Below are 26,025 nucleotides of genomic sequence, written 5' to 3' on the forward strand. Positions count from 1 at the left end.
TCCTTCAAATCCTTAAACGATTTCTTCGTTAATAATAATTTTTTTATCCATCATAATATTTTTTATATCTAAAATAATGCTCCGGGTCTTTGTCATTCCTTTAAAATAGTCTTTATTGAAATTCGTTATAGTCAAAATATTTTTTTGTATTTCCGATACAAAAATTTCTCTACATCCTACAATACTGTCTACCGCTATCCCCACCTCTATTTCATTGACCTTCATAACAATTACTTTTTTTACACTATCTGCATCTATTTTTTTCATGGTAAAGCCTAAAAAATTTCTCATATCTATAACCGAAATTATTTTCCCCCTGAAATTCATTATACCTATTATAAAGGAAGGTGTACAGGGAAGCATAGTAACACAATTCACTGAATATACCTCATTTGCGTATAGAACTTCAGCTGCATATTTTTCCTTACCTTCTTCATTCTTTAGTAAAAACTCTAGGATTTCAATCTTTTCAACTTCTTCTACCCTATCACATCTCTCCATATCAATCTCCCTTACTGTATAAACTTTGAATAAGTTCTTTTAATACTCCTGCTGACATTTCTTCTGAATGAGGAATGATTTCTTCCTCATTAAAATGATTTAATAATATACATGCATTATCAAAATTTTTAAATGCTTCTTTGTATTTTTCTTTTTTTAAATACAAATTTCCTAAATCAAAATAAGCCATGATAAAATCCGAATCTAAATATATAGCTTTTTTTAAGGAACCAATGGCTTCATCCATATTTCCTTGCTCTTGTTGAATACTTGCAAGAAGATAATAATATAAAGGATTGATTTTATCTATGGCAATAGCCTTTTTGCACCATTGTATAGCTTCTTCTAATTTCCCTTCATTGGCAAATGAACGAGATAATTTTTCAAAATCTCCTACATCTACTTTTTTTTCTTGTAATCCTTCTTTTTTACTACTTCTATCTTCTATTGGTGTTATGAGACTTTCTATACTCATATTCTTATATTCATTTTTAGGATATATTTTTACTTCATTTTGAATAAATAATTCCTTTTGTATAATATTCTCACTAAATGATTCCATAAAATTATTTTGTTTCATATTTTTATTGTATAAAAACATACCATTTACATTTATAGGTGTAAAGAACGTTCCATTAAGAAATAAACTCTCACTAGGTGCTACCACAAACCATCCTCCATTGACAATCATGTTGTAAAAACGATTAATGATTTGACTCACATGATATTTACTAAAATACATTAAAACATTTCTACAAAATATGATATCTATATGATTCATAATCATATGATCCAGTACATACATGGGGTCAGCTAAATTCAAATGATGAAATGTTACAAGTTCCATAATTTCGTCATCAAGTTTATAGCACATATCATTGATTTTCTTAAAATATTTGTTTTTAATATTTAAATCTACTCCCCTAAAAGACCACTCCCTATAGATTCCTTTTCTTGCTTTACTTAAAGAGGAATGATTAATATCCGTAGCAATAATTTTAATATCCCAATCTTTGTAATCAGGAATCAATTCTTTTATTAAAATGGCTACAGAATAGGCTTCTTCACCAGAAGAACAGCCAGCACTCCAAATTTTCAATTTTTTGTCCGTGCATTTTTTAGCATGAATCATATCAGGTAGTATTTTCTGTCTTAGTATTTCAAACAATTTTTTATCTCTAAAAAAATAAGTCTCTCCAATAGTCAAACACGCTGTTAGCTGCTTTATATCCTCTTGAGACAATTTATTTAGAAGGATTAGATCTATATATTCTTCAAAATCAATATTTTTTTGTTTTGCTGCATTAATAACCCCTCTGATAAGATCATTAAATCTTTTTTCAGAAAAATATAAACCAAACCTTGTTTGTACAAAGCTACTTATCTTCTCAAAAACATCCTGCGAAATATTATAAGTCATTTTTTGCCCCTTTACTTAAACTTTAAAACTTTAAACTAATTGATAAATAATTATTCTTTTATTATATCTCATATTAAATGACACTTAAATATATTTTTTAGCTCTCAACAGATAATAGGAAAAGTGACTCAAAACAAAAGAAACATCTTATTATAACTTTATGTCTACATAGAAAAAAGTTATGCTTAAATTTAAGCACAACTCTTTTTCTATTCATATTAATAGGCACGTAAAATCCTTTATTATTAACATGGTTATATACTATTACATGACTCTGTAAATTCTTGCCTCATATGGTTTTAATACCATTGTTTTTATATCATCGTATTCCTTAACATCATAATTATTTAATAGGAGTCCATCATATTTTAGCTCTATATCTTCATATTCATATATAGCTTTTGAATCTGTTAAATTGCAAATTACAATAACTTTTTCATGCTCTAATGTACGTGTATATGCAAAAATTTGCTCATTATTTTCTAAAATCAAATCATATTTACCATATATTAAAACATCCTGTTGTTTTTTTATAGCAATCATTTTTTTATAGAAATTAAGGACAGAGTCTATGTCTTTTTCCTGTCTTTCTACATTAATTTCTCTATAGTTTGGATTCACTCCAATCCAAGGTATTCCAGTTGTAAATCCTGCATTTGATGATTCATCCCACTGCATAGGCGTACGAGCATTATCTCTAGATGATGCCCATATCATATCCATTATATCTTCATGAGACATACATTTATCTTTGTTTATGGCATATATATTTTTAGTTTTTACATCATTATATTCTTTGATTGTATTAAATTTAACATTTGTCATACCAATCTCTTGCCCTTGATATATAAATGGAGTTCCCTGCATCATAAAATACATGACAGCTAATGCTGTGGCACTCTCACGCCAATAATCTGTATCATTTCCCCAGGTAGAAACCATCCGTGGTATATCATGATTTTCAATGTATAATGCATTCCATCCTTTTCCTTCTAATCCCTTTTGCCATTTTGACAATACCTTTTTTATATTTATAATGTCTAATTTATTATTTGTTGTAGTATCCCATAAATCTAAGTGTTCAAATTGAAACACCATGTTAAATTTTCCTTCTTCTTCACTAACCCAAAGGGATGCATCTTCAATATTAACACCATTTGCTTCTCCAACAGTCATAATATCATACTTAGCAAAAGTATTTTCTTTTAGCTCTTCAAGATATTTATGAATACCCTCTACATTCATATGCTTATTAAAGGAATCTACATATCTTAATCCTTCTGGATTAGGCATATCCTTTAATCCATCTTCTTTTTTTATATGACTAATGGCGTCCACTCTAAAACCATCAATTCCTTTATCTAACCACCAATTAATCATATTATAAATGGCTTGGCGCATATGCTCATTCTCCCAATTTAGATCTGGTTGTTTTCTAGAAAACAAGTGTAGATAATATTGGTGGCTATTTTTATCATGTTCCCAAGCAGAACCACCAAAAATACTTTCCCAGTTGTTTGGTTCTTTTCCATCTTTACCATCCCGCCATATATACCAATCACGTTTTGAATGATCTTTTGAAGAACGTGCCTCAATAAACCATGGATGTTCGTCACTTGTGTGATTTATAACTAAATCTATAATAAGTTTCATGCCCCGATTGTGAACTTCTTTTAGAAGCTGATTAAAATCACCCATTGCACCAAAATCATCCATAATGTCTTGATAATCACTAATATCATAGCCATTATCATCATTAGGTGATTTGTACATTGGACAAATCCAGATTACATCAATTCCTAAATCTTTTATATAATCCAATTTAGAAATGATCCCCTGTAAATCACCTATTCCATCACCATTTGAGTCCATAAAACTTCTAGGGTATATTTGGTAGGCAACAGCTTCCTTCCACCACACTTTCTTCATCTAATATCTTTCCTTTCCTAATCACTTATTTGCTTTCCATTATAGCAAGGGCAACAGCCCCCTTAACTCCTGCATCCGTTCCTAAAGCTGCTGGTACTATTTTCGTACTTTCCCACATGGCTTTAAAACATCTTGTCTTTACTACTTCCTTTACTTTTTCAAATACCATGTTTCCTCCCTTAGAAACACCTCCTCCGATGATTACCATTTCTGGGTCAAAGGAGGTAATCATATTCGCAACACATATTCCAAGATAATTTAAAGCTTTATTAAGTACATCCCTTGCTACATGATCTCCTTTTTCTACTTCCTTAAATACTTCATAGGCTGTTATTTTATCATAGTTAGATAATGAAGTGCTTAAACCTTTTTTTACTTGTTCTGTTGCTGTCTTTGCTATGGCAGTACCTGAAGCCAGAGCTTCTGCACATCCATAATTACCACAATTACAGCGTGGACCTTTTTCTTCTAAAGTCATATGGCCTATTTCTAAAGCATTACAAGTGTTTCCTCTGTATATTTTTCCATTTAATACAGCACCTCCACCTATGCCTGTAGACACAGTTATAAATATCATATTATTTGTTTCTTTTCCTGCTCCAAAGGCATATTCTCCTATAGCTGCTACATTCCCATCATTATCTAAATAAGTAGGAATATGAAATTGATCTACCAATGGACTTACAATATTAAAATTTTTAAAGGGAAGATTCGGAGTAGTTATAATTTTTCCTTTTTTGGCATCTAATGGTCCTGGAGAACCTATCCCTATAGATACAATTCTTTCTTTGTCTACATTAGATTCTTTTATTACTTTTTCTACAACTTTTATGATTCTTTCTAATACTGCTTTTTCTCCTTCTTCTGCTTTTGTAGGAAGGGTATATTGTGAAATTACATCTCCCTTAAAATTTGCAACAGCCCCACTTATCTTCGTCCCACCTAAATCAATACCTATAACATATTTATCCTCCACTAAAATCCCTCCGTTTGTATTTCTACTCCATAGTGATCTGATACGACTGGTTTATTTTTTCCATTAAATATTACTTTCGAATATTTAATACCTATTTTTTTATTTGATAAAATTAAATCTAGTCTTAAATCTTGTTTATTTGAGCTCCAGCCAGCTATTTTACCTTTTACCGTAACTCCAGTGTCTTTCTCTTTCGCCATAGAAAAAGTATCATACAGTCCCTTTTCTATTAAATAATCATAGCCTTCGTTTCTTACAAAAGCATTATTATTAAAATCTCCCATAATGAATGTCAATCTATCTTTTTTTATGTTACTTAGTAATTGATCTGCTTGATCTTTAAAAGGTTCTTCTTCATCATGCCACCACCCTAGATGACAAGAGTAAAAATCTATAGGTTCTTCATTTATTTTAATCGTAGCACCTATAATCTTTCTGGTTTTCCAAAAGGTTTGATCCACACTTTTTGTTATAAAGAAGGATATATCTTCTTTAATTTTGTGCTTCGTTAGAATGCTTACCCCTTCTTCATACTTGTCATAACCAATATGAGAAAAATCCCATAACATACTATATTCCATACAACCTAAGCTTTCTAATTCTTTTAGTAAAACCAAAGCAAAGTTATCTTCTTTTATATTTTTAAAAATACATTTTTTCTCTATAGACTGATTTACTTCTTGCAGTGCAATCATATCATAGCTTTTTTCTTTTATATTCCTTGCTATAATTTTGATTTTTTCTTCCTGATACTCCTCCATCCATGAATGAGTGTTTAAAGTTAAAAATTTCATTTTATAAATCCCCTAAAATATCTATCATATTGGATTTTATTATATCCGCTTTTGGACCATATATAGCTTGTACTCCTTTATCCTTTATTACTAAGCCTAATGCTTTATTGTCCTTCCATTCCTTCTCACCTTTAACTAAATTTAAGTCTTTAACCGTTACACGAAGACGAGTCATGCAAGCATCTACCTCTACTATGTTTTCTTTTCCGCCTAATAATTTTATTGCATTACAAGCTATTTCATCTTTTACACTTGACTTTGATTCTTTTGATCCTGTTTCTTTTTCTACTATATCAATATCATTCCCTGCACGCCCTGGTGTTGCAACATTAAACTTTTTGATAATAAAGTTAAACATAAAATAACTTATAAATAAAAATCCTATAGCTACAATAATAAAACTAATTAAATCTTTTGTAATCCCTGCATTTATAATCATTGGTGTACGCGTTAAAAACTCTATAAACCCAAAAGCATGAATACGTAAATGAATGAAGTCTGCTATAGCAAATGCTATACCTGTTAAGACTGCATATGCTCCATATAAAAGAGGGGATGTAAACATAAACATAAACTCAATAGGTTCTGTAACGCCTGTTAAGAATACTGCTAGTGCTGCTGAAAGATACATAGACTTATATTTTCTTTTTTTATCCTCTTCTACATTCTTATACATTGCAAAAGCTGCGCCCATTAATGTAGCAGAAGAAGTGATCACTTGCCCTACTTTAAAACGAGCTGGATGAACTGTCACTAATAAATTCTTATATGTCTCTAAATTTCCTACAGCTTTTAAATTGTTTAAATCCGTAATCCATGCCAACCATAATGGATCCTGTCCATATACAATTTGTCCTATATTATCTCCAGTTAATATACTATAGCTTCCTCCAAGCTGAGTATAATTTATAGGAATTGTCACTAAATGATGTAATCCAAATGGTAACAATAAACGCTCAAGTGAACCATAAATGAAAGTAGATATAAATGGTGCACTATCTTTTGATGTAGCTATCCATCTTCCAAAGCTATTTATTCCTGTTTGTACGATTGGCCAAAAGATAGCAAGTATAACTGCAACAACAACTGAATACACAATCACTACAAAAGGAACAAAACGTTTACCATTAAAAAATGAAAGTGAATTGGGTAATTTATTATAGTTATAATATTTATTATATAATGCAGCACCTACAAAACCTGCTATGATCCCAACAAACACTCCCATGTTTAAAGTTGGTGCTCCAAGAACTGATATAAAATAATCTTTAACTAAAAGCTTACCACCTAAAATATTATTCACTACTGCATTAGGATCAGCAAGCATCTTAGGGGTGATTCCATAAATAGCCCCTATTATACGATTCATTAATACAAAAGCTAGTGCTGATGCAAAAGCTCCACCGGCACGTTCCTTAGCCCATGAACCTCCAATTGCAATAGCAAATAGTAAATTTAAGTTAACGATTATTGCCCATCCTATATCCTCAATAATGTGTGAGATAAGTCCAATGGCTCCTGCATTTCCAAGGAATATTCCTATTACTTTCCCTAAGGAAATCATAAGCCCTGCTGCTGGCATAACTGCAATAACTACCATTAAAGCTTTTCCAAATTTTTGCCAAAAATCAAATGAAATAAGTTGCGATTTTTTTGAAGACATGATTAAACTCCTCCTATAGTCATAATAAAATATGAAATTCCGTTTCTTGTGCAATCGTTTTAACATTATACATAATTATTTGTGCAACCGTTTGCACAATAATTATATTATCCTTTGAAAAACTTGTCAATAATATTATTAAAATTACTTTATGAGTTTTATATATCAAATTAAAAATAAAAAAGACAAGAGCATAAAATCTATACTCTCATCTATCAATTAATAGTTTGTTGATTCTCTTTCTATTAAATTAGTTTCTATAATATAATGCATATTGGTTATATTTTTTTCCAATTTATCTACTAACATTTTTGCAGCATAGTATCCTAATTCTTTTGCATTAATATCTACAGAAGTCAAAGCTGGCTTTTGATACTCTGCTAAAGGAATATTATTAAATCCAACTATAGAAATACCTTTCATATTATTTTCTACTAAATAAGAACTAGCTCCAAACGCCAAAAGATCATCTGTGCATACAACTGCCGTTGGTTTGTTTCCATTTAAGATCTTCTTCATGGCATTATATCCTAAAACTTCTCTAAAATCTTCAACCTCTATGATACTATTTTCATCAATATCAACACCATTTATTTTGTGTGCCTGCTTATATCCACTTAATCGATCCTTTGATACATTTAATTCACTTTTAGCTCCTATAAATGCTATTTTTCTATGTCCTTTCATAAATAACTTACTTAGAACATTATACATAGCTTGAAAATTATCATTATCTACCCAAAGTACATTTTTAGTATCTTCCGGCCTTCCAATTACTACAAAAGGAAACTCTCTTTCCTGAAGATATTTTATACAACTGTCTTTTGAATGAACTGTTGTAAGAATGATTCCATCTACTAAATTACTGTTGATATAGTTTTGTATAGAAGTTAATTTTTCTTCTTCCGTTTTAAAGAAGGTATACATGATATAATATCTTGATTCTTGCGCATATTTACTTATTCCTGTCATCACATATATAAAAAATGGATTCTTAAATAATTGTTCTGCTTTACTTGGCAAAACGATTCCAATAACTTTCGTCATTTTATTGGTCAAACTTCTAGCAACAACATTTGGATGATAATTTAATTTTTGTATTGCAACTTTCACTCTTTTCTTTGTTTCTTCACTAATTCTATCACTTCCTGCAATAACCCTTGACACAGTGGATGGAGAAACATTTGCTTCTTTAGCCACATCTTTTATCGTGACACCCATATCTTTCACACCCTATTTTATAATATTGTACAACCGTTTGCACCAATTAATTTTATATAAATATATTTACTCTGTCAACATTTACTCTATACTAAGACTCTTATTTTCTCTTATTTCATAAATAATTTTAGCAATATTTCCTACTGTCATATTGCCATATATATCCTTAATTTGATCCATAAACGCTTCTTCATCTTCAGCCTTTAATAAACGATTAGTAATTTCAAATACCATTCTTATGAGACCAAAAGAATCTCCTCCTAGGTCATAAAATTCATCTTTATGCCCTATACTTTTATCATCTATTTCCAGTACCAAACTCCATATTCTAACAATCTCGTCCTCTATTTCATTAAAATGATTAGCATCAGTAGTAGGAATCATCATATCATTATGTACCTTAGGTAATCTACTTCTATCAATTTTTCCACTGATCCCTAATGGGATTTCATCCATTTCCATGAAAAATTTTGGTATCATATATATTGGTAATTTTCCTCTAAGATATTCTTTTAACTTTGTACTATCAATTTTCCTATCTGCCATATAATAGGCAACAAGATAATTTTTATTCTGCTCTAAAGGCTTTATTATACTCGTATTGATTCCTCCATAACGGTTTAATACACCTTCTATCTCTATTGTCTCCACTCTATGCCCATATAATTTTATCTGATCATCTTTTCTTCCTAAATAAATATATTTATTTCTTTTTGTGATTTTGCCTAAATCTCCAGTCTTATAAGCTTTTTTCCCTTCAACATAAATAAATTTCTCTGTATTCAATTTCTCATTTTTATAGTATCCCGTTGCAAGACATTCTCCTAATATATATATTTCGCCTATTTCACCTGGCTCAACTAACTTCATTTTTTTATCTAATAAGAGAATTTCCGTGTTATAAATAGGTACCCCTATAGGTACAGTATTATCATTTATATCATTTTGAGGATCAAAAATATGATAGATACAACCTACCGTAGCCTCTGTAGGACCGTACTCATTGATAATTTTACAATTTTTAGATAATTTTTCTTGCATCATGATGGCTAGTTTTGTATCAAATTTTTCTCCTCCTACAATTAGTAGCTTCTTGTTTTTCCCTTTCAAATCTAAGTGTGCTATTAACTTTAGATGTGTAGGAGTTAATTTGATACAGTCTATTTTGTTATCTTCTATTATTTTTCTTAAAGTAATATGATTTGTGTTTTCATCAAAAACTTCAACACTACCGCCTGATATTAGAGGTAAAAAAATCGATGTGACCGTAAGATCTACTCCTATTGATGTAAATAAAGGAAACCTACTGGTCTTATTGGTACTGTATGTATCCTTTGCCCATAATAAATAATTCACTAAGCTTTTATGGCTGATTTGTACCCCTTTAGGATTCCCTGTTGATCCTGATGTATAGATTTTATAAACAATATCATCTTCATTGATATCATAGTAATCAAATTTTATCCAATTTGAAAATTTAAATAAGTCTATGTTAATAATCTCTTTTTTTGTAAGTTCAGCTATTCGATCATATGTATCCTTACTTGAAAAAATCAAATCTAAGTTTTCATCATTTAGAATCCCTTTTATTCTGTTTTTATCATAATCTATATCAATAGGAATATATATTGCTCCTATTTTAATAGAAGCAAAAATACAAATGAATAGATCTATATTTCTTCTTAAAAATAAAGCAATCTGATTCCCTTTTTTTAACCCTCTTTCTTTCATAAAGTTTGCTAATGTATCAGATTTTTCATCTAACTCTTTATAGGTTAGTTCTTTTCCTTTCCATGAAACAGCAATAGCATTTGGATTCTTCTTTTCCTCTTTCTTAAATAAATCAATGATATTTTTACTATCAGAAAAATTCTTATAGGTATTATTCAATTTATTATAAATCTCTTTTCCCATTAAAGTATCTTCAATCTTTTTTAGAATTTCATCACATTCTTTTTCCTTAATGATATCTTCATAGCAAGATACAAGGATTTCTGTTTTTTCATCTGTTTGAACAATCACTATAGAAAGAGGACTTAAAGGCTGTTGTACAGGCATAGCATAAAATGCTTTGGCTTTAAAATCATCAAAGCTAAAGGATTCTAATTGAATATCTCCTAAAAAAGATATAATTCCCCCTATCATATATTTTTGTATGAAATCTTGATAAAAGGTCAATAATCGGATACTATTTCTTAAAACTTTCCTAGGTAGTTTTGTCAAGCATCCGAAATCTGCATTCCTTAAATTAAGTTCCTTAGCATTTTTCAAAGAATCTATTAATTTTGCATTTATATCTTTCCAAGTTTCCCCTTTATGAGTTTCTATAAATATTGGCAAGGTAAGATTTCCTGTAGAAATAATATTTTTATTATATCTTCTCATATCCACAGGAATTAAGAACTTATTATGTTCTTCCTGAAAACTTTCTGTTAAAGCTTTTGCAATTTTCCCTACCACTCCCAAGAATCTACCCTCTATAGAAAGTCTCTTCCAATAGATTTGATAGTTTCCTAATTTTCTTCTATTCTTAAATAGAATTTTGTTAAACTTTAATTCATTATCGATTTTTTTCCCATTCACAAGTTTTGCAAAACTAAGATCTGTTTCTTCAGATTTTGCCTCTACAAGGTCTTCTTCTCTTAAAGCTCTGAATATATTTTTTACCCATATTAAAGCGCCTTGTCCGTCCATAGCTCCATGAAAAACTCTGAAAATAATTTTATTGGCAGAAGGTAAAACATAAATTTCTGTTGCTGGATTTTTTTTAACATCTATTTTCTTTTTAAAAATATCTAATTTACTAAAATCATATCCATCAAAATCATCTTTTCTATAAAAAATAGGGGTAGTTACTTGCGTATCTACCCACTGATTCCCTTTTAGCATGATCCTTGCTCCTGGACAAAAATCTCCCGCTTTTTTTACTGCTTCCTCAAACTTTACTTTATCTAAATCCCCATCAAAATCAATAATAAATTGAATTGCAAAAGTCGTATAAACCTCTTGAGACGCAATATATATTTTTTCATTTGGTGAAATATCTCTTTTAAATATTTTTTTCTTTATCATCATTCAAACCTCTATATTTTTGTACATACCTGCATTTATATTTTTTTAGATGAATCGTTTTTTATTCATTTATTTTTCTATTTTGTTTCATTTCCTTTTGAATTTTTTTCAAAGCTTTTTTAGAGCCTCTCTCAATATCTTTATCTAATTTTCGTTCTTCAAAGCTTAAAAATAAACTATTTAAATCATAGTCCTTCGGATATAACTCTGCAGCGTTTAAATATAATTCTATTCTTTTTACATTTACTCTTATAAATTCACCATGATATAAAACTTCTACATTGTTAAATTTATCAACAGGCTTATATACGATTCCAAAATCACCTTTGTCTAATAATTTTACTTTATCACCTATTTGGTATATAGGTATTTCTTTTTCTATTTGATTTTCATCTATTTTCTTAGATTTCTCTATTTTATTTCTTTTAACTAAATCAAAGTTATAGTTTTTATCATTCATATATCCTTTTGCTCTTTTTAATACCTTATCTCTTATTCCCATCTTTTTAGAAATAAACAAGGCATTACTATTTTCAGATGTTCCTATAGTTAACTTATATAAAGGCTGTAAAGTCTCTTGGTCAAACATCATCCCTGCATTTTCAAACTCTGGATGAAGTGTTGCATATCTTTTAAGCTCTCCATAATGGGTAGATGCTATAGTAATAGATCCTTTCTGATAAAATTCTTCAAGGATAGCTATAGCAAGTGCAGCGCCCTCATTTGGTTCCGTACCACTACCGATCTCATCTAATAAAACTAATGTAGTATAATTAGACCCATTTATGATTTCTGCAATATTTTTTATATGGGAAGAAAAGGTACTAAGGGCATTTTCTATACTTTGATTATCCCCTATATCCACAAATATATTTTCAAATACATTTATTACTGTATCTTCACTTGCACATATATCCAGTCCACATTGAACCATTAAACTCAAAAGTCCTACAGTTTTAAGTGCAACGGTTTTTCCTCCTGCATTGGGTCCTGTAATAAGCAAGCTTCTGTAATTTTTTCCTATTTCTAAATTTAGTGGGATCACAGTCCCCTTTAAAAGAGGATGTTTTCCATCAACAATTTTTATATATCCCCTATCATTTATTTTTGGTGTAATCCCTTTTATATTTTGACTGTATTTAGCCTTTGCAAAAACCATATCATATTCTGCTATTATTTCTATATTTAATTTAATATTTTTTATTTTTTCAAATACAAGCTCTGTTAAATAAGAAAGAATCTTATATTCTTCTATCGTTTCTTCACTTTTCAAATGAATAAGCTCTAAACTAAACTTTGATACGTTCTTTGGTTCTATAAAAACCGTATTTCCTTTTGATGATGTATCAAGTAATGTACCATCTACTTCATTTTTATAAGATGCTTTTATTGGAATCACATATCGATCATCTCTTTTGCTTACTATAAATTCTTGAATATATTTTTTATTACCACTAGCTGTTAAAAACTTATTTAATCTCTCTTTTATTTTACTCTCAGTTACTTCTATATTTCTTCTTATTTTTTTTAATTCTTTACTAGCTTGTGAATCCACCTTATTTCCCTTTATACAATACTCTATTTCACTTTCTATATTTTCGCACGCTGTAATATTTAAAGCATACGCACTTAAGGTAGGGGCATAAAACTGATTTTGAAGCATAAAAGATTTTATTTTCCTACTCCCTCTTAAAAAGTCTTCTATTTTTATGAGTTCATAGGGATCAAGGATCATCCCTTTTTTGATTTTATCAATAATTATATTTACATTAAATAACCCTTCTAAAGGTATATGATTACTGTTTTCTATGATTTTTCTAGCTTCTTTATTTTCATCCAATCTTCGTTTTACGATATTTATATTTCCACTAGGGTTTAGCTGATCTATGAGGTCTTTTCCAAGTGAACTTACACAATGTACTTTTACCAATTCCTTTACTTCATTTAGCTGTAGTTTCTCAAATGTGGCATTATTCATTGGATTGTCCTCCTAGATTTAAACTTCCATTCACTAAATGATCTTCTTTTTTCATTTTTGATATTATTTTTCTTATACTAGACTCTGATAAATTATAATCATTGATGATATATTCTATTGAATATCCATCTTTATATAAGTTAAATATTTTTTTATTTCTGTAATACATGGTTTCGCGGGTTCCATTTTTTTGTCCCCAGCCTACTTTGTTTTTTTCAATGATGGGTATATATATAAACTCACCTTGAATATGCTTTTGAATTTCTTTTAATAATTTTGTAGGGAGTATCCCCTTTGCATTTTTATATTTCAATTTTCTATCTCCTTTTATTTATAAGTCTTCTTTATGGGACTTAATAAATAAGGAGTTGTTATTTAAAATCAAACTCCTTATTTATCAAGAAGTTCAATTCCCAGCTCTCTATAATTGTTGTTTTTCATAAATCAACTCTCCTTTTTATTTTTGTATCATATTTATTATTTCACAGATTATAGACTTTCTCAATGTAAAAAATTATTATATTTAAGTTTTCCAATGATCATCAGCATACCATCCCTTATCCTTATTTTAAAATTATTATATACAAAAACTCCCATCCAAATGACACGAGTTTTTATTATTCTCATAGTGTTGTCCTTAAAATTTATATATTTATGAATTATTTCCATTCTTATTCCTTTTTAACTTTATTTATCACCAATTCTCTAAATTTTCGTTCAAACTTTATGTTATCCTCTTTCGTTCTTTTTGCTATTTTTGTATATTTTTTATGTTTCCTTCTCATCTCCTGATTCATATGTCTTCTGCTTAATAAATCATCAATGTTTTCATTAGTATATAACCATCCGTTTTGATTAATCACAACAGCTTTTCTTGCAAGTGCCAATGCTGCTACACCATAATCTTGAGTTACTACTATATCATCTTCTTTTGTATTGTTAATCAATACTAAATCTGCCATATCTCGTCCTTTATCCACAGTAATAATTTTTGCATAATCATCATATAATTCATGACAAATATCTTTAATCATTACTAATGCCACCTTATATTCTTTTGCAACTTTTAATATAATATCTTTTACAGGACACGCATCTGCGTCAACTAATATTTTCATACCCCTAACCTTCTTTCTTTATGTTGTCTTTAAATTACCTTTTGGTAAATCATATATGAAACAATTAATAGCATACTCATGCAATAGATCACACACATAATATTAAATTGCTTATCCATTTCTTTTTTTATTTTCTTATATTCCTCACGATTAACCTTTTTTCTCTTTGGAAGTAATGGAATCATCATTGCAACTAATATTGCATTTACATATAAAATTAATTCATCATATCTGATAAATCCTTTTTTGTTTTCAAAAAACTCAAATTCAAATACCATACTAATAGTTGCTAAAATACTTATAATGATTGAACTATACATAAATATATTTGTCAATAGCTGATTTTTCATCTTCACTTCAAAACGGATACCTTTTAAATCCATATAATACAGGAATAACGTTATTATATACAATCCTTCAATTCCCAAAAAAATTGTATTGATACTAACCTTTTTAAATCCTACTGATAGTTCATATAAGCTATATCCAAATAATGTTATTATCGTAATTACAGTAGCAATTTTCAAGGCATTATTGAATGCATATTGCTCTAATTCATCTTTCTCCATTAATAATAATAGTAAAAATATTGCTGTTATTATTGTGGCTACTATTGGTTGTCCCTCTAACAATTGTTCTCCTATATTCATTATTCTTCACACTCCTCTAATATTTGAAAAATCTCATCAACCGTCTTATCAAAATATTTTGCTATGGCAAAAGCAAGTTTAAGAGAAGGATTAAAAGTACCTCTTTCAATCTCTAAAATAGTTCCTCTATTCACCCCTAAATCAATTGCCAAATCTCCTTGAGTTAAATTTCTTTCAGCTCTAAGAACTTTTATTTTTGTATTAAATAATTTTTTTCGCTTTACCATAAAATACCTCCTTTCAACTGTATCATAACATTTATGTTGTATATAGTCAACATTTTGTTATCTATATTCATCATCATTATTTTATTTTTACCTATTTACATATAAATAAAGCATAAAGTTTCCTGATTGGTAACCTTATGCTTCCTTTTACTATTTTAGATTATTAAACAACTAATTTTTTCAAATCTAATAATACTTTATCATGCTTAATTAGCCCTTCGTACTCAATTTTAAAGCTGATCTTTAACACAATTATCACTTATTTAATAGCTTCATTTTAACTTCTGCTACGATATAAAGGACAATCGGTGTTACAAACTCAAATGGGAATGCAAAATACCCCCAAAAATCAGCAATCCATTCAAACATAAACATTGTACTATCATAGAAAATATATGATACATTAGCAATAAATAATCCTATTGGAGTTACTATAAACCTATAGTCATCAAAATTAAATATCTTTGCAAAACCTCTACTAACTGCAAGTAGTAAAATACTTATTTTTATAAATCCACCTAGTATAAATGTAGCTGCAGATATAATCTCTAGTCTTTCAAGTGTTCCTCCAATAGATAATCTAGTAAATGTTTGATACCCTGGAAAAAAATACGTTGAAGTTTGATCTACACCTATTACTAAAACTTCTGTTAATACAAGTATAAGTATTAAACTTCCTCCAAATATTAGCCCGTATATATAGGATCTTTTAAAAGACATATCATCTCTTAATGTTGTAAAAATCATTACAAATGCGATAGTCTCTCCTAAAGGAAATAAAAAAGTTAGTATTCCACCTTCTACAATAGGCTTAATTCCTTCGTTTAAAATTGGATAAAGATTTTTCACATTCATTTTAGGAATCACTAATACTATTCCTATACTTAAACCTATAATTATTATAGGTAAGAAAAACTCTGTCCATCTTCCCATTACTTCGACGCCACTTCTTACTCCATATATACATAATAAGATTAACGCTATATATGTTATTTCTATAGGAGTATCAAGCAGAGATACAGTAATAATAAAATGATTGAATACACTCATAACCGACATCATATTGGTTGCCACATAGTAAATCAATAAAAAATTAAGTATCTTGCCCAATGTTTTCCCTAAAATACACTCATTCATATCAAATAAATCTTTTTGAGGGTATAGTCTATGTAATCTCGAAAAAATTAACATAAATGGTACAGAAATAATCATCCCCAAAATAATAGCTAACCAGAAATCTTGTTTAGCTTCTATTCCCCGTGCAAGTACAAAAGTCTCTGCTACAACAAATAGCGCTATTAAACCTATTGCCTGTTTTTCAGAGATAATTTCATGATTCACCCTTATTCCTCCAAAGTTAGTTTAAATTAGTATTTGCATCCCTTTATTAAATATTACATATTTCAATTAAACAATGGAATAATTGGTGTTATTTTTAATATCTTTCTATCAAATACGCCGAAAATTTTATTTCTTCAATACCTTTTTACATCGCTCTATTATTTCACTGTCTGAAAAATCAAAGTCTCCATCTAACATAACGATCACATTATCTTTTTTCATCATTACATAATTGTAATCATCATTTAAATAATATACTTCATCAACTTCCCATTTTTTATGATCTCCTTTAATCACATGATTATAAGACTTACTTAACATTTTCTTTAACATTGCATCATAAATATAATTACATATTTTTTCATTTCTTGCTTTTATATATTCTGTATCAATACTTTTTTTGTCTGCTATTTCATAATATGTATAATACTCAGGTACAAATATACTACCTTCTTTTCTTAAATTATTTTTAATTATTTCATTCTCTACTCCAAGGTCTGATAATGTGATTACTTTATAATCTTTAAAGTTGACAGCATCCTTTACTCTATTCTTATCATGATTGCTCACTAACTTAATCATCACTCCAAAAACTAAACTAATTGACAACGCAATCGTTATAGCTAATAAAGCAATAAACATTACAATATTTTTCCTTATTGCTCGTTTTCTCTTCTTTACAAATTTCTTATACCACACCGCAAATATAACACCACTTATAGCAGGTAAGAATCCTGCAAGATAAATATAGTTTTTTTGATAGGATATAGATTGTCCTATAATTAAAATAGTGAATATCAGATATATTAAACCTATAAATAACATACTCTTATTCTTAATTTTAACTGCTCTCCAAGAAGAAACGGGTAGCCCCTTTCCCTTTATCACTTGTCTTTTTACTTTTCTTAGATAAAACATATTATATATAAACGGAAAAATAATCATCAACATAAAAAGTGGTGTAAGCATACCCCATAAAGCCATATTTCTATAAAGATCAGTATAATCAAATCTAACTATGTTAGACAATCCTATCAAAGATACAGGTAATAAAGAAATAAGACTTATAAATTCTGTTTTATAAAAAGTAGACTTCATTATTTTGTATTCTTCTACAGGATCAATTTCTATGGGTATAAGATCAACCTCTTCTAATGCATAACAAATCTGAAAAACCTTCTTATTTTTTACAAAAGTCCATCCTAGCTCTTCATATCTTTCTTGATAGGTATTAATCTTTTCTTCATTTGAATACTCAAAAGGAGATTTATAAAAAAGACTAACATTAAATTTGTATTTTGCAGGCTTAATTTTTCTAAACTCAATTGTAAAGGTATTATATTTTTCTATCAACCAACCCTTTAAAGCCATATTTTCAAGATATTTCTCAAGGGCCTTATAATCTACAATAGATACACAAAAAGGTACTTTCTTTTTTTCCTTATTCATTCCTAACTCCTCTTAAATAATTTCATTTGAAAAAACTTCTCACTTTTTCTTTAAATGATTTATTCGTACAATCTTTTTCACACATTTCTAATACTTGCTGTGCAATATTTTTATTCCTACCACCCCAATCACCATGCACATTTTCTGTTCCTGTTATTGCAACCATCACTCTTGTTTCTTCATCGCCAACCTCTGTTAGTTTGATATAATATGGCGTATATCCTCCACCATGATTCATAAATGATCCAAAGGTTACTCCTCCATACGGTGAAGTCACACCAAAATAAATTTTTACCCTAACCCCTTCTACAGTTCTCAAATCTTCAGTATGCTCAATTTCCCATCCAAGACCTACAAAATTGGATTTTAGTTGCTTTTCCACATATGCTAAAGGTTGATTATATGTATTTTCCATAATTTTAGCTATTTTCATATGTATTCACCACCCTTAATTTTCTTGTATTGATTTTATTTAAGTATGATTGTCCTTGTTATTTATCATTTTACAAATCTTCTTCATTAAAAAATATGCAAATTTTTATCCTGGCAACAATCATTCGTATAATCCAAATTATACCATAATCTATCTGCTTCATAAATTCTTTTTATTTTCACAAAACTCTCCTTATTAGATTAATACACTATCTTTCTCTTATATCTATCATAAAGTGCAACGTATAAAATTTTCAAATAAAAATATGCTTATATACTTAAATTCTGGATTTATTATACAATTATAGATAAATTATGATAAAATAGACAAAGAAATTCCCTTGTCAAAAATACTTATAAAAACTTTTTAAAAGGAGAAAAAACATGCCATCAAAAAAAATATTAAAAGCTCTAAATACAGCTTTAGGTTGGGGAAGTAGCATTGGATTGCTTAGCTTTTGTGTCTACCACTTTTTTATTCATAAGATTTCAGTTTCAAGTAGATTTTTTGTAATCCTTTGGTCTCTTATGGGGATTATGAGCTTGTCTCGCATTTTAGATACCAAATACTTTTCAAAAAATCCATCTGATTCAGTTCGAAAAGGAGATATTTTTATTGTCCTAACAGCTAGTGTGATTATATTTTTAGAAATATTTATTTTTTAGAAACCAACCATTCCTACAAACAAAATCAAGGAGAAATTTACAATGGATAAAAATCGTTTGAAACTACTTAATTTTCTTGATAAATTAGAAAACTTTTTAGGAAAAATACGAATTATAATAGCTATAATACAAGCATTCTTTCTTATATTCATCCTATGGATTGTATTTAAAAGTAAGTATTGTTGAAAAAATCCCAAAGAGCATATAATATTCCTGCTATCATTGTAAGTAGAGTAAACCATCTAATAACTTTTTTCTCCCAAGGGCAAAGCTCTTTAGAACTACTTTTCAACTTATCTTTAAGCACTACTTTTGCACATTTTTCATCTTTACTCCAATTCCATAAACCAGGCGTTTTCATAAAAATCATAGCTCCTTAGTCGCATATCCAATGAATACTTTTTATCCGAAAAACCAACCTTTTTTATTGATCATTATCATTAAAATTCAATTCTTCCACACTACACCTTAAATCAAAAAAATATCGAACAATCTCATGTTTATCTTTTATACTCTCTGAGAATTTCTTTAGACTTCTCTTCCCAACTCGTCTATCTAATAAAGCAAAAATATTTAACAGTACATCTGTAGCATACAAGCAATCTTTCACATGACTATTAAAATACACTTCCAAGCTCTTATAAAACTCATACTCTCCAAAGATTCCCCTCTTGTTTAATTCTTTTTGTGACAACTCCCAAAGTTCCCTGCTTTCTTTATATTCATTAAATTCATCTCTTAATTTTCTATATGTTTTATAATCTTCCATTTCTGCTGTTATGGTGCACATACTAAATACTTCTTTTTTATCTACAGTTATGTATATTCTACCTGTTTGATCATGTGCTTTTCTGTAAACAGCTACAATAAAATCCACTCGGTTTTTTAATTTTTCACAAATAAAAGATTCTACTTGCTTCTTGATTTTTGTCCATCTTGTTCCTTTTTTCATAAATTCTCCTTTATCTTCTTTCTTCATATTCGTTCAATTTATTTCATAAGTTAAATTTTAATATTAAGTTAAAGTTAGTTTTTGGCTACCTAATTATTAACCTACTAGTATAAACATTTTATTCAATCCCAAAATTATTACCTTCTAATACATCTTATATCCTATGTTACTAAATCAATCTTCATATAATACCATTTCACCACATATTACACCGTCTTCAAACTTACCCATATTATAACATAATATTTACATACATTTCCTTATTTGTAGATTAATTTACCTCTCATAATTTAAGCTATAAAATTACAGTAGCCTGTACGCTTGCATTATTTAGAGTAATTAATATTTTTCACTATAAAGGCACAAACTAATATTAGAACATATGTTCAGGAGGTTTATTAATGACTTCTTAAAAGCAAAAGAAAATTTTTACAAAAGGTTTATATCTATATAAAAAAAGAGCTATGCCTAAAACTTTAAGCACAACTCTTTTTCTTTAATTGGTGGAGGCGAGGGGACACATACTCCATTATTTTCTAATGGTGCTGACTATATCTTAGAGTTAAATAATTAATCTACCTAACCCCTCTGGCGTATTATAGAAGCCTTAGTATAGTTGTTAACTTCTATCCTAGTACATCCAAAGTTGGATGCCTATAAGTCGATACAGAGCTGTTGGATTACTCCACATACTCCTCGGTATTGCCGTCGTCTTTACGTTACGGTTTCACCGATCAAGCCAGATTTTCACTTGTAGTTCACACTACAAGGCGACCCTTTTCGAATCGAACCCCTGTCCGAAAGCCCTTTACCAACAGCTTCTCCGAGTGCAGTCATTGTTTTAGATTCTCGTCGTCACAAGCGCCCAATGACAGGCTTTTGATCAGACCAGTCCCAATTCTTCTACTTTTGGGTCGAGACACCCCCAAAGTAGTTCCCCACCTTAATGACGTTCTAGTCTAAGCCGTGGGAAGCCTAGGTAGAACGAGCAGCGTTTATTAGGCTGCTAAAGCGTAATTATCGTTTGCGTTTATATTTAGTTCCCCAGTTTTTTAAGGCGGACCCCAAGGAAAAACCTCCACTCGCTACTATTGACTCCAAACCCCCGTCGAAACCTGTACGCCCCCATGTATATAAAAGTCTAATAAGACTTTTGTCGCTGACGTATTTCTTTTTGTATACGGCGATTTGCTTCTTTTTTAGCCATATCAGCACGCTTGTCATAGTTCTTTTTACCCTGTGCTACGCCAAGCTGAAGCTTTACTAAACCTCTACTATTGATATAGACCTTCAGTGGTATGAGTGCTAATCCTTTTTGTGTTGTATATCCTATTAATTTGTTGATTTCTTTTTTGTGAAGTAAAAGCTTTCTTGTTCTTACAGGATCAACATTGAATATATTTCCTTTTTCGTAGAAACTAATATGCATTTTATAGATAAAGACTTCGCCATTTTCTACTTTTGCATAGCTATCTTTTAAATTGATTCGACCCATTCGGATAGATTTTACTTCTGTACCTTTTAGTGCAATCCCCGCTTCATAGGTTTCTTCAATAAAATAATCATGCCTTGCTTTTTTGTTGTTGGCAACTACTTTTCCTTGTCCCATACATCCACCTACTTTAAGAAAATCTATATTCATACCAGATATATATAATAGCATAAAAGTAATTATATGTCAAGCATGCGTTTTTCCCATTTAGTGGTTATAAAATAAATTTATTCAATGCCTTTGCCACACCATCTTCATCATTAGTAGCTGTTACATAATCTGCTTGTTTCTTTACAATCTCTTCTGCATTTCCCATGGCTACACCCATTCCTGCATAAGTTAACATACTGATATCATTTTCATTATCTCCAAATGTCATAACCTCTTCTTTTTTTACGCCTAAAATATTAGCTAAATGGTCAATTGCATTCCCCTTTGAAACACCTTTGTTCATGATTTCAAGATTATTATGCCATGATTTACTTACTTCTATGGTTTCAATTTCTTTTAATTCTTTTTTAATACGATTTAATACTTCATTATCATCATTGATCACATTGAACTTATAAATATTTTCATCACTATTTTTAATTTGTTCATAACTATCTTTTATAACATCAATACGAATACGATCTTCTTCTTTTAATGTTTTATTCCATTCTGAATATTTTAAAGAGCTATGGGATAATTTTTCTGTATAGAAAGTATCTAAACTATAATATTGAAAATAGGTATTATGTTTTCTTAATATATGGATTACTTTTAAACAATCTTCTTTTTGAATATGACTTTCATATAATATTTGATCATCTTCTAAATTTCTAATTACTGCTCCATTACATGCAATAATAGGCGTTACCATATCTAAATGCTTTGCATATACTCTTGCTGATGTATAAATTCTTCCTGTTGCTATAGCAACATGTATATTATTTTCTAGTAAGGCTTTAAAAGCTTTCTTATTATTTTCCGAAACCATATTATTACTATTTAACAAAGTACCATCCATATCACTTACTACCAATTTGTACATAATCTATTTCTCCTCTTTCATCTTATCTTTTTATCATCACTAAGTAAATAAACTACTTCATTCAAACAAAATAACATATGAATTTCCTATCTTTCACTAAACCAATTCATATCTTTAAAAAAGAAGATACATAAAAGTATCTTCTCACTATTTTACTACTGAATCAACATAAAATCAATTTCCTTTTGAGATGTATCTGCTTTAATAACTTTTACTCTTACTTCATCCCCTATTCTATAGGTTTTCTTTGTTCTCTCACCTGTAAAAGAATAATGGTCTCCATCATAGATATAATAATCATCCACTAATGAACTAATTCTTACTAATCCTTCAATACTATTTTCCAGCTCTATAAACATACCAAAGGATATAACACTGCTGATAATTCCTTCAAATTCTTCTCCTATATGATTGCTCATATATTCGGTCTTTTTCAAGTCGTCTGTTTCTCTTTCTGCTTCAACAGCAATTCTTTCTCGATCTGAAGATTGATCTGCTGCATTTGCAACAATAGCTTTTAATTTTTTAATTCTTTTACCTGTTAATTTTCCTGTTAAGGACTCTTTGATAATACGATGAATTTGTAAATCTGGATATCTTCTGATTGGAGATGTAAAATGACAATAATTTTCTGCTGCTAACCCAAAGTGTCCTTCATTTTCTGGTGCATATCTTGCCTTTTTCAAAGATCTTAACATAATAGTGTTAATAATTCTTTCTTCTTTTCTTCCCTCTACCTTTTTGAGTAAATCTTGAAGTGCTCGTGGATGGACCTCATTAGTTACTCCCTTTAAGTGATATCCAAAATTATGAATAAATTTATTGAAGCTTTCTATCTTCTCCATATCTGGGTCTTCGTGAATACGATAAACAAATGGTAAATCTGCCCAATGGAAATGTTCTGCTACCGTTTCATTACAAATAAGCATAAATTCTTCTATAACTCTATTAGCAATTCTTCGTTCTGCTTTTTTTATTTCAATAGGAACTCCCTGCTCATCTAATATAATCTTAGATTCATCAAAATCGAAATCGATGCTTCCTCTATCATCTCTTCGTTTTCTAAGGATTTTGGACAATTCTTCCATTCTTTTAAAATCCTCTACTAGATAGTCATAGCGTTCTTTCAGCCCCTGATCATCCTTTTCTAAAATATCCGATACATCAGAATAAGTCATCCTTTCACAAGTTTTGATCACACTTTCATATATTTCATGGTTGACTACTTTTCCTTTTTTATTAATTTCCATATTTACAGATAAAGTTAATCGATTTACCTTAGGATTTAAGCTACATACTCCATTAGATAGCTTTTTAGGAAGCATTGGAATAACTCGGTCCACTAAATATACACTAGTAGCACGCTTTAAAGCTTCCTTATCAAGTTTGCTGTGTTCTTTTACATAATGGGTAACATCTGCTATATGTACACTTAAAAGATAGTTTCCGTTTTCTAGCATCTCTACACATACTGCATCATCTAAATCCTTTGCATCAATACCATCAATCGTTACAATCTTTTTATCTCTTAGGTCTCTTCTTCTACTTATTTCTTCACTTGAAATTTCTTCTGACACTCGAGTAGCTTCTTCTTCTACTTTTTTAGGGAATTTTTCAGGTAGTTTATATTTTTTAATAATAGATATAATATCCGTTCCTACATCATCTTTATGTCCTAAAACTTCTATAATCTTTCCTTCTGGGTTTCTTCTAGGCTCTGGCCATTTTGTGATATGAGCAACAACCTTATACCCATCCTTTGCGCCATGTACTTCACTCTTTGGTATATATATATCCATTTTGATTTTGGAATCATCTGGTACCACAAATCCAAAATTCCTACTGCTTTCAAAGGTTCCTACAATTTCCGTATTCGCACGCTCTAAAATACGAATAATTTCTCCTTCTGCCCGTTTACTATCTCCTCCTTTTTTAGTAATCCTACCAATAACACGGTCGTTGTGCATAGCACCATTCATATCAGTAGATGCAATAAAAACATCTGAATACCCTTCTACTTCAGATAAAATAAATCCAAAACCTTTTTGATGTTGCTGTAATTTTCCTACTATTAAATTCATTCTTTCAGGTGCAGCATATCTCTTTTTTTTAGTTTTAATAACCTGTCCCATCTTTTCCATTTCGTCTAATATAGCATAAAAAGATCCCATTTCTTGCGGTTCAATTTTAAATACATTTGCAAGTTCTACATCTAACATTGGACTATATGCATTTTCTCTCATGAATTCAAGTATTTGTTCTTTAATAGCCAATATAATTCCTCCAATCCTTATAGGCACTATTATTCTTATCCTTATTCTACCCATCATAATGGTTTTTAAAACCATCACCTTTCTACAAAATATAAAAAGTATATTGAGTAAATATTTTTCATGTCGAATGAGTTTTAAATTATTTTATATATATGAAATATATGAATAATAATGTACAAATCATATTGAATATATATATAATAGGTATTCCCACATAAAAGGTTTTATGCTGCGTCTTATGACGAAACATGGTCATGCCCATCATTACTCCTGCTGCGCCACCAAGTATTGCAATAATAAAAAAGGTTCTTTCTCTTATTCTCCATTTTTCCTTTTTGGCCTTATATTTATCAATAAGTGTTATAAAAAATCCATATAAATTGATCATCAATAAATATAATAAAAAATAAAATTCTTTTGCCATAAATAAATTTTCTGTTGTCATCAATATTTTCATACTTTCTCCTCCAAAGAAAATAATTACCATCTGTATTATATCACAGATGGTAACTTTTTTTTAAATCTCTTTGATTTTCCTAACAATTTGATCAATGTTATTCTTTGCTGCATTTATTTTAACAACTTGTTTTTTATGAATAACATTTTCAAATCCTTCTTCATTGATCATATCACTTTCATCATCATAATAGACCATTGCATCTACATGCTCATTTGTCTCCAATAGATCTGTAACTTTAATTCCTTGTCGAATCAATTCTTCTGCAATTTCATTCAATTCACGCTGTACGCCAACTACTTTTCTTTTCAAAAAATCACCTCCAGAATCTATTTATATTTTAATTCTAAAGGACTGTTTTTATACAATAAAAAAAGTTCT

At 29.3% G+C, this 26,025-nt stretch carries 24 protein-coding genes and 1 other RNA gene; 1 reads left to right on the plus strand and 24 read right to left on the minus strand.

All coding sequences use genetic code 11. From position 1 onward, the window contains the following. Window positions 1-12 precede the first annotated feature (12 nt). From K7H06_RS10420 to K7H06_RS10495, 16 genes are all read right to left on the minus strand, one after another. Window positions 13-501, minus strand: coding sequence for a chemotaxis protein CheW (locus tag K7H06_RS10420; RefSeq protein WP_223039800.1), 489 nt, complete (start codon window positions 499-501; stop codon window positions 13-15). Window position 502: 1 nt separating this feature from the next. After that, window positions 503-1,921: a CheR family methyltransferase gene (locus tag K7H06_RS10425; protein ID WP_223039801.1), complete on the minus strand. Its 1,419-nt coding sequence runs from the start codon at window positions 1,919-1,921 to the stop codon at window positions 503-505. A gap of 264 nt (window positions 1,922-2,185) precedes the next feature. Next, window positions 2,186-3,850, minus strand: a complete 1,665-nt coding sequence (locus K7H06_RS10430) for a glycoside hydrolase family 13 protein (RefSeq protein WP_223039802.1) — start codon at window positions 3,848-3,850, stop codon at window positions 2,186-2,188. A 25-nt stretch (window positions 3,851-3,875) separates the two neighbouring features. Next, a complete protein-coding gene (locus K7H06_RS10435; protein WP_223039803.1) occupies window positions 3,876-4,826 on the minus strand; it encodes an ROK family protein in 951 nt (316 codons plus the stop codon). After that, window positions 4,826-5,620 (minus strand): endonuclease/exonuclease/phosphatase family protein, encoded by a 795-nt coding sequence (locus K7H06_RS10440; RefSeq protein ID WP_223039804.1) that lies wholly within the window; start codon window positions 5,618-5,620, stop codon window positions 4,826-4,828. The genes K7H06_RS10435 and K7H06_RS10440 overlap by 1 nt, the downstream gene beginning before the upstream one ends. A 1-nt stretch (window position 5,621) precedes the next feature. Further along, on the minus strand, window positions 5,622-7,283 hold the full coding sequence (locus K7H06_RS10445) for a PTS transporter subunit IIBC (RefSeq protein WP_223039805.1): 1,662 nt from the start codon (window positions 7,281-7,283) through the stop codon (window positions 5,622-5,624). A 219-nt stretch (window positions 7,284-7,502) separates the two neighbouring features. Further along, window positions 7,503-8,504, minus strand: a complete 1,002-nt coding sequence (locus K7H06_RS10450) for a LacI family DNA-binding transcriptional regulator (protein WP_223039806.1) — start codon at window positions 8,502-8,504, stop codon at window positions 7,503-7,505. Between the two features lie 81 nt (window positions 8,505-8,585). Then, complete coding sequence (locus tag K7H06_RS10455; RefSeq protein ID WP_223039807.1) at window positions 8,586-11,576, minus strand: non-ribosomal peptide synthetase; 2,991 nt, start codon at window positions 11,574-11,576, stop codon at window positions 8,586-8,588. Between the two features lie 61 nt (window positions 11,577-11,637). Continuing rightward, window positions 11,638-13,554 (minus strand): endonuclease MutS2, encoded by a 1,917-nt coding sequence (locus K7H06_RS10460; protein WP_223039808.1) that lies wholly within the window; start codon window positions 13,552-13,554, stop codon window positions 11,638-11,640. After that, a complete protein-coding gene (locus K7H06_RS10465) occupies window positions 13,547-13,867 on the minus strand; it encodes a CD3324 family protein (protein ID WP_223039809.1) in 321 nt (106 codons plus the stop codon). The genes K7H06_RS10460 and K7H06_RS10465 overlap by 8 nt, the downstream gene beginning before the upstream one ends. 358 nt (window positions 13,868-14,225) lie before the next feature. Next, window positions 14,226-14,672 carry a YaiI/YqxD family protein gene (locus K7H06_RS10470; RefSeq protein ID WP_223039810.1) on the minus strand — a complete coding sequence of 149 codons (447 nt, stop codon included), beginning with the start codon at window positions 14,670-14,672 and terminating at the stop codon, window positions 14,226-14,228. Between the two features lie 29 nt (window positions 14,673-14,701). Then, on the minus strand, window positions 14,702-15,322 hold the full coding sequence (locus K7H06_RS10475) for a hypothetical protein (protein ID WP_223039811.1): 621 nt from the start codon (window positions 15,320-15,322) through the stop codon (window positions 14,702-14,704). After that, window positions 15,322-15,549, minus strand: a complete 228-nt coding sequence (locus K7H06_RS10480; protein ID WP_223039812.1) for a helix-turn-helix transcriptional regulator — start codon at window positions 15,547-15,549, stop codon at window positions 15,322-15,324. Before K7H06_RS10480 ends, K7H06_RS10475 begins: the two co-directional genes overlap by 1 nt. A 255-nt stretch (window positions 15,550-15,804) precedes the next feature. Further along, a complete protein-coding gene (locus K7H06_RS10485; protein ID WP_223039813.1) occupies window positions 15,805-16,890 on the minus strand; it encodes a GerAB/ArcD/ProY family transporter in 1,086 nt (361 codons plus the stop codon). Between the two features lie 126 nt (window positions 16,891-17,016). Next, complete coding sequence (locus K7H06_RS10490; RefSeq protein ID WP_223039814.1) at window positions 17,017-18,339, minus strand: DUF2812 domain-containing protein; 1,323 nt, start codon at window positions 18,337-18,339, stop codon at window positions 17,017-17,019. A 22-nt stretch (window positions 18,340-18,361) separates the two neighbouring features. After that, window positions 18,362-18,772: a hypothetical protein gene (locus tag K7H06_RS10495; protein ID WP_223039815.1), complete on the minus strand. Its 411-nt coding sequence runs from the start codon at window positions 18,770-18,772 to the stop codon at window positions 18,362-18,364. A 383-nt stretch (window positions 18,773-19,155) separates the two neighbouring features. Here K7H06_RS10495 and K7H06_RS10500 point away from each other — a divergent pair, with 383 nt between their 5' ends. Beyond that, the gene (locus tag K7H06_RS10500) at window positions 19,156-19,437 is read left to right on the plus strand and encodes a hypothetical protein (protein WP_223039816.1); all 282 of its coding nucleotides are present in this window, start codon (window positions 19,156-19,158) and stop codon (window positions 19,435-19,437) included. Between the two features lie 166 nt (window positions 19,438-19,603). Here the strand turns inward: K7H06_RS10500 and K7H06_RS10505 are convergent, their stop codons facing one another. The 8 genes from K7H06_RS10505 to K7H06_RS10540 all read right to left on the minus strand — a co-directional run bounded on the left by K7H06_RS10505 (window position 19,604) and on the right by K7H06_RS10540 (window position 25,956). Continuing rightward, window positions 19,604-19,798, minus strand: coding sequence for a hypothetical protein (locus tag K7H06_RS10505; RefSeq protein ID WP_223039817.1), 195 nt, complete (start codon window positions 19,796-19,798; stop codon window positions 19,604-19,606). 63 nt (window positions 19,799-19,861) lie between these two features. After that, a complete protein-coding gene (locus K7H06_RS10510; RefSeq protein ID WP_223039818.1) occupies window positions 19,862-20,389 on the minus strand; it encodes an SF0329 family protein in 528 nt (175 codons plus the stop codon). Between the two features lie 780 nt (window positions 20,390-21,169). Continuing rightward, window positions 21,170-21,516, minus strand: a transfer-messenger RNA (tmRNA) gene (ssrA, locus tag K7H06_RS10515). A 14-nt stretch (window positions 21,517-21,530) separates the two neighbouring features. Continuing rightward, window positions 21,531-21,998 (minus strand): SsrA-binding protein SmpB, encoded by a 468-nt coding sequence (gene smpB, locus K7H06_RS10520; RefSeq protein ID WP_223039819.1) that lies wholly within the window; start codon window positions 21,996-21,998, stop codon window positions 21,531-21,533. Between the two features lie 97 nt (window positions 21,999-22,095). Further along, window positions 22,096-22,914 carry a Cof-type HAD-IIB family hydrolase gene (locus K7H06_RS10525; RefSeq protein ID WP_246637683.1) on the minus strand — a complete coding sequence of 273 codons (819 nt, stop codon included), beginning with the start codon at window positions 22,912-22,914 and terminating at the stop codon, window positions 22,096-22,098. Between the two features lie 155 nt (window positions 22,915-23,069). Further along, window positions 23,070-25,187 carry a ribonuclease R gene (gene rnr, locus K7H06_RS10530; protein ID WP_223039820.1) on the minus strand — a complete coding sequence of 706 codons (2,118 nt, stop codon included), beginning with the start codon at window positions 25,185-25,187 and terminating at the stop codon, window positions 23,070-23,072. Window positions 25,188-25,326: 139 nt separating this feature from the next. Next, the gene (locus K7H06_RS10535; protein WP_246637684.1) at window positions 25,327-25,644 is read right to left on the minus strand and encodes a DUF1294 domain-containing protein; all 318 of its coding nucleotides are present in this window, start codon (window positions 25,642-25,644) and stop codon (window positions 25,327-25,329) included. A gap of 60 nt (window positions 25,645-25,704) precedes the next feature. Continuing rightward, the gene (locus K7H06_RS10540; RefSeq protein ID WP_223039821.1) at window positions 25,705-25,956 is read right to left on the minus strand and encodes a YkuS family protein; all 252 of its coding nucleotides are present in this window, start codon (window positions 25,954-25,956) and stop codon (window positions 25,705-25,707) included. Window positions 25,957-26,025 lie beyond the last annotated feature (69 nt).

It is taken from the genome of Crassaminicella profunda, from assembly GCF_019884785.1.
In the GTDB taxonomy this organism is placed as follows: Bacteria; Bacillota; Clostridia; order Peptostreptococcales; family Thermotaleaceae; genus Crassaminicella; species Crassaminicella profunda.